Raw genomic sequence first — 4,823 nt, 5'->3', positions numbered from 1 at the left:
CACATTGCGGACTACTTCTTCACGATCTGTTCTCCCGACGCGGCGGCGACGTTTTTTGCCTACACCATTCTGCTGTTGGTAGCTGGGATGATTGACGAGATTGAAATCATCTTCACTTTCGGTAGTTTCTGGATCGAAACTATCCCAGCCTTCAGGGACTGGCGGACGGAGATCGGGCAGGGTGCGAGCGTTGCGGCGCGGCCCTTTACTGAGTCCTCGCTCGGCTAGTGAGTTGCGATCGCTATTACCGCGACCGCGATGTTCGCGTTGGGGGTAGCTCGAAACCAGGGAAATCGGCACGGCTTCGCCATCGGCACCGTAGACAGTTTCGCCCGGTACGTGCGCCAAGTGTCCCAATCCGCCGCAGGTGGCACAAGTTTCGCCAAATAATTCGTAAATATTTTGACCTTGGCGTTTGCGGGTGAGTTCGACTAAGCCTAACTCTGACAACTGCGCGATTTGGGGTCTGGCTTTATCGACGCGGAGCTGTTTGTTAAAGTGTTCGAGGACTTGAAGCTGGTCTTTGCGGTAATCCATATCGATAAAGTCGATGATGATTACCCCGGCAATATTCCGCAGTCGCAATTGACGAGCGATCTCGGTGGCGGCTTCACAGTTAGTCCAGAGTACTGTTTCGCGGGAGGTGTTCGATCGGGTAAACGAGCCGGAGTTGACATCGACGACAGTTAGTGCTTCAGTCGGTTCGATGATGATATATCCGCCTGAAGGCAAATCTACTCTAGGCTTTAATGATTCTCTAAGTGCCGCATTCACGCGGAAATATTCCAGAATTGGTTGGCGTTCGCGATGTTGGTCTACGACTACGCCGGGAGGTAACTGACCGTCATTCCAGCCGAGGAGTGTTTGCTTAACTCGCTTGAGTCCTTGCTGGGAGTCTACGACGATCCGGTTGACATCTGCCGAATACATATCTCTGAGGACTCTTTGAATGAAGTCATCATCCCGATTGAGTAAAGCTGGTGCGCGGGTAGAATTAGCGTCTTGCTGAACGACTTCCCACTGCTTTTGGAGTTGTTCGAGATCTTCTAAAATTGCCTCTTCTGTAGTGTCTTCGGCTTCAGTCCGGACGAGTAGACCCATTCCGGCGGGTTTGGCAAGGACAGCTAGTGCCCTGAGCCGATTGCGTTCGCCCTCGGAGCGGATGCGGCGGGAGAGATTGACACCTTTACCAAACGGAATCAAGACCACATAGCGACCGGGTAAACTGACATTACCAGTTAGTCTAGGGCCTTTATTTCCGGTCGGTTCCTTCATGATCTGCACCAGCACTTTTTGCTGGGGTGCGAGCAGTTCGGTAATCGAGCCAGCACTCCGTCTGAGCCGGAGCGGGCCTAAATCTGTAACATGAATAAATCCGTTGCGGGAAGGGTCGCCGATGTTGATAAAAGCCGCATCGATCCCTTGTAATACATTTTCGACAATGCCAAGATAGATATCACTGACCTGATGTTGTCCGGTCGCTACCACCAATTCTTGAATTTGGTCTTCTCCAAATACGGCACCAATGCGGTGTTGCTCCGCAATAATTATTTGCTTTGGCATTCAATTTCCTCGAAAATTAGCAGCATGTTCGATCGCCTAGAATCGATAAGGATCGAGCTGTGCTGGTATATTGTGACGTGATGTTTCCAAATTCCAAGTAGCTAACTGCTGTGTAATTAGTCGGCTCGATCGAGGGTTGACGACGATCGGTACTAGCATTGCCACCGCTTGAGTGGCGACAGCCAGCGACCAAAGTGGCGAACATCTAGTTGGCAAGGTTGAGGGCGATGATGCACTCACACGATGATGGATTGTAGATGTTTGCGACTTGCCGATCGATCGACAAGCCAGCACATTTGGCAAAGAGCTGCGAGGGTAAGTCAATTTGCAAGACTAAATCCCACCACATTAGTCGGTGCAGTTTGCTACCGATCGAGCGATCGAAACGACTAGATAAAATCTCTAGGCACTTTTCCCTTAAGAAGAGTCTGTGCCCGATCGGTAAATCTGGGTAATCTTAACCAAAATGTGGGCTGACTGCCCAGACTTGTCGATCCGGATCTATTTTTACCGTTAAATCTTAGACTTGGGCTACAAGGGTGGTCGTTGGCAATTGTCAATGGGAGAGGTTCTACCGTTAAGAGTCGATCGCCTCTAGCATTGGTGCCGATCTCCTGCCCGAATATCGACTACGAGTGAGTGCGTAGCAATTGGGCTGACATCTTCAGACGATTGCCCTGACGACTGATATAAACTCTCGATCTGAGTTGTATCTGTAGCTTCCTAAAATAGGTCGGATCAGAGCGATCCTCTAATCCTCACTAAATCCATTGCACTTAGTAATTAGCTACAAGGATGGTGGTATGTCCAGAATCCACGAAAATTTTGTCAAGTACACGATCGCATCCAGTTTGGATTACCGGAAGAGGTGGAGAAGATTTGCTGAGCTTATTCTTCTTTGAGGCGATCGCTCTTGGTTCTTTTCGATTATACCTGTAAATTGTCACGATCTCAAAGCTAACTTCCGTAGACTTTGGATCGTCGCGATCGCGGCTGTTGCTACTCGATCGATTTGCTCGACTGTATTATTATGCCCAATTCCGAACCGCAGTGCAGCATAAGCGAGCGATTCCGATCTACCTAGTGCCTGTAAGACGTGAGAAGGGGCGATCTTGGCGGAACTACAAGCTGCACCCGAAGACAGTGCTACCGTCGCTCTCAAGCCCAATAAGAGGGCATTGCCATCGACACCAGCGACACTAATATTTAGATTGCCGGGTAGGCGCTGGGTGGGATGACCGTTGAGGTAAATGCCGTCGATCTGACACAGTTGCGACCACAATCTGTCGCGTAACTCCGTCAGTCGCGCTGTCTCTAATTCCATCTCAGCTAAGGCAAGTTCCACCGCCTTAGCAAAACCGACGATTTGGGGCGGGTATAATGTGCCCGATCGCATTCCCCGTTCGTGTCCTCCACCATGCAACTGCGGCGATAACTTAACCCGTGGATTGCGGCGACGGACGTAGAGTGCGCCGATCCCTTTGGGGCCATATACTTTGTGCGCGGTCATCGACATCAAATCGACGTTTAATAAATCGACATCGAGCGGAATTTGCCCGATCGCTTGGGCGGCATCGGTATGAAATAAAACACCATTTTCTCGACAGATTTTGCCGATTGCTGCTAGGGGTTGTAAAACGCCAATCTCGTTATTAGCAGCCATAATCGAGACTAAGATCGTATCGGCACGAATCGCATTCCTAAGTGTATCGAGATCGACTAAACCATCAGTTTCTACAGGTAAATAAGTAACTGTAAATCCTAAAGATTCTAAATATTGACACGGATCTAACACCGCATTATGTTCGGTTTGGAGCGTGATAATATGCTGCCCTTTAGCAAAATAAGCCTCGGCGACACCTTTGAGCGCGAGATTATTAGCTTCCGTCGCCCCACTAGTAAAGACAATCTCTGCGGCACTCGCCCCGATTGCGGATGCGATCGTTTCGCGGGCACCAGTCACCGCCGCTTCTGCTGCCCAGCCATACTGGTGGGTGGTACTAGTCGGGTTGCCAAAATGTTCGGTAAAGTAGGGCAACATCGCCGCCAGGACGCGCGGATCGACTGGCGTGGTGGCATGTCGATCGAGATAAATTGGTAAGTGTCGATCTGGGGACATGTAATGGTGAGGTGTGAGGATATGGATCGATCGGGATTGGTGGGGTGGGAGGCGGAGATCTGACCCACCCCGCCCTATGGGCACCCCTCCGAGGAGGGGATCTTTTCTTGCCTTTCCCTCTGGGAAAGGCATAAACCTCAAAACGCAGTTTAGCAATTTCTAGACATATTAGCCCGACGGGCTACTCCAAAAATTCCCCTCCTCGGAGGGGTGCCCGAAGGGCGGGGTGGGTAGATCTCCGCAACTCACCCAAAATCGACAACCACAGATCGAATCTAAAAATACAGCTCGAATTGTCTAGAGCGTTGATATCTTAATACCTCGATCGTACTCGAATCTCCACCATCCAACAACACACAAAAGACACTGCAATTAATTACAGCGCCTTCAGCATAAAACTTCTTTCAAACATCGACAGTCTACATAAGAATCTAATTACACTCCACTACTTGCTTTCAATTTCTTTCTCATCCGTAAGGCTGCTGTACCACCGACTAATGTACCGATAATGGTAAAAGGTTCGGGCACAGGAGTAGTAGTTCCGGCTGCATTAGCAGTCACCACTGGCCCAAAATTAGTGAGAAGACTTACTTGTTTGAGAGTCTCAGTCGCACCGAGGATGCTCAAGTCACCATCGATCGCACTAAACACGGGATTATCTGTAGCACTCCCAGCGCGAGTCAATGCTTCAAAGTTGAATGTAACCGAGTTCGTATTTTGGAAATTAAAGACAGTCGCCGCAGCACTATTGGTCTCAGCGATGTTGTCGTTTTGCCCAGTAAAAGTGTAATTGTTCAAGTCTTCTGTAACAATCAATGGGCCAACTGTGTTACCAGCGACGGACGTACCGCCGTTACCACGTTGATAACTGATGAAGCCACTCGTTCCATTACCTTTGGCAATGCGGACGGCTTCACCTTGGGAGGGTTCCCCATCTACGTCATAAACTAAAAAGCGGAGATTTAGCCCTTGCGCTGTAGTCCGTGTTGTAAAGGTGCCACCACTATTGTAAAAGTCGAATGTGTAACTTAGTCCGCCAGCTACTCCAGTTCCAGCTCCACCAGTACCACCACTAGCAGCCGTATACACGAACCCTGCATCACCAGCGGGTTCGTTAGCCGCAGTAGAGTAGTTTGGTAAA

At 49.7% G+C, this 4,823-nt stretch carries 4 protein-coding genes; all 4 read right to left on the bottom strand.

The window, feature by feature from the left end:
* Positions 1-1,563, bottom strand: a 1,563-nt coding sequence (locus RMO52_RS09525; protein WP_310413350.1) for an Rne/Rng family ribonuclease, incomplete at its 3' end; no start/stop codon positions are given.
* 36 nt (positions 1,564-1,599) lie between these two features.
* Positions 1,600-1,887, bottom strand: coding sequence for a hypothetical protein (locus RMO52_RS09520; RefSeq protein ID WP_310413347.1), 288 nt, complete (start codon positions 1,885-1,887; stop codon positions 1,600-1,602).
* 619 nt (positions 1,888-2,506) lie between these two features.
* Positions 2,507-3,682 (bottom strand): aminotransferase class V-fold PLP-dependent enzyme, encoded by a 1,176-nt coding sequence (locus tag RMO52_RS09515; protein WP_309737930.1) that lies wholly within the window; start codon positions 3,680-3,682, stop codon positions 2,507-2,509.
* 435 nt (positions 3,683-4,117) lie between these two features.
* Positions 4,118-4,823, bottom strand: a 706-nt coding sequence (locus RMO52_RS09510) for a PEP-CTERM sorting domain-containing protein (protein ID WP_310413345.1), incomplete at its 5' end; no start/stop codon positions are given.

Source organism: Chamaesiphon sp. OTE_8_metabat_110 (assembly GCF_031382685.1).
Taxonomy (GTDB): domain Bacteria; phylum Cyanobacteriota; class Cyanobacteriia; order Cyanobacteriales; family Chamaesiphonaceae; genus Chamaesiphon.
The sequence above is the reverse complement of the archived record's forward strand: the minus strand, read 5'-3'. Positions and strand labels throughout refer to the sequence as shown.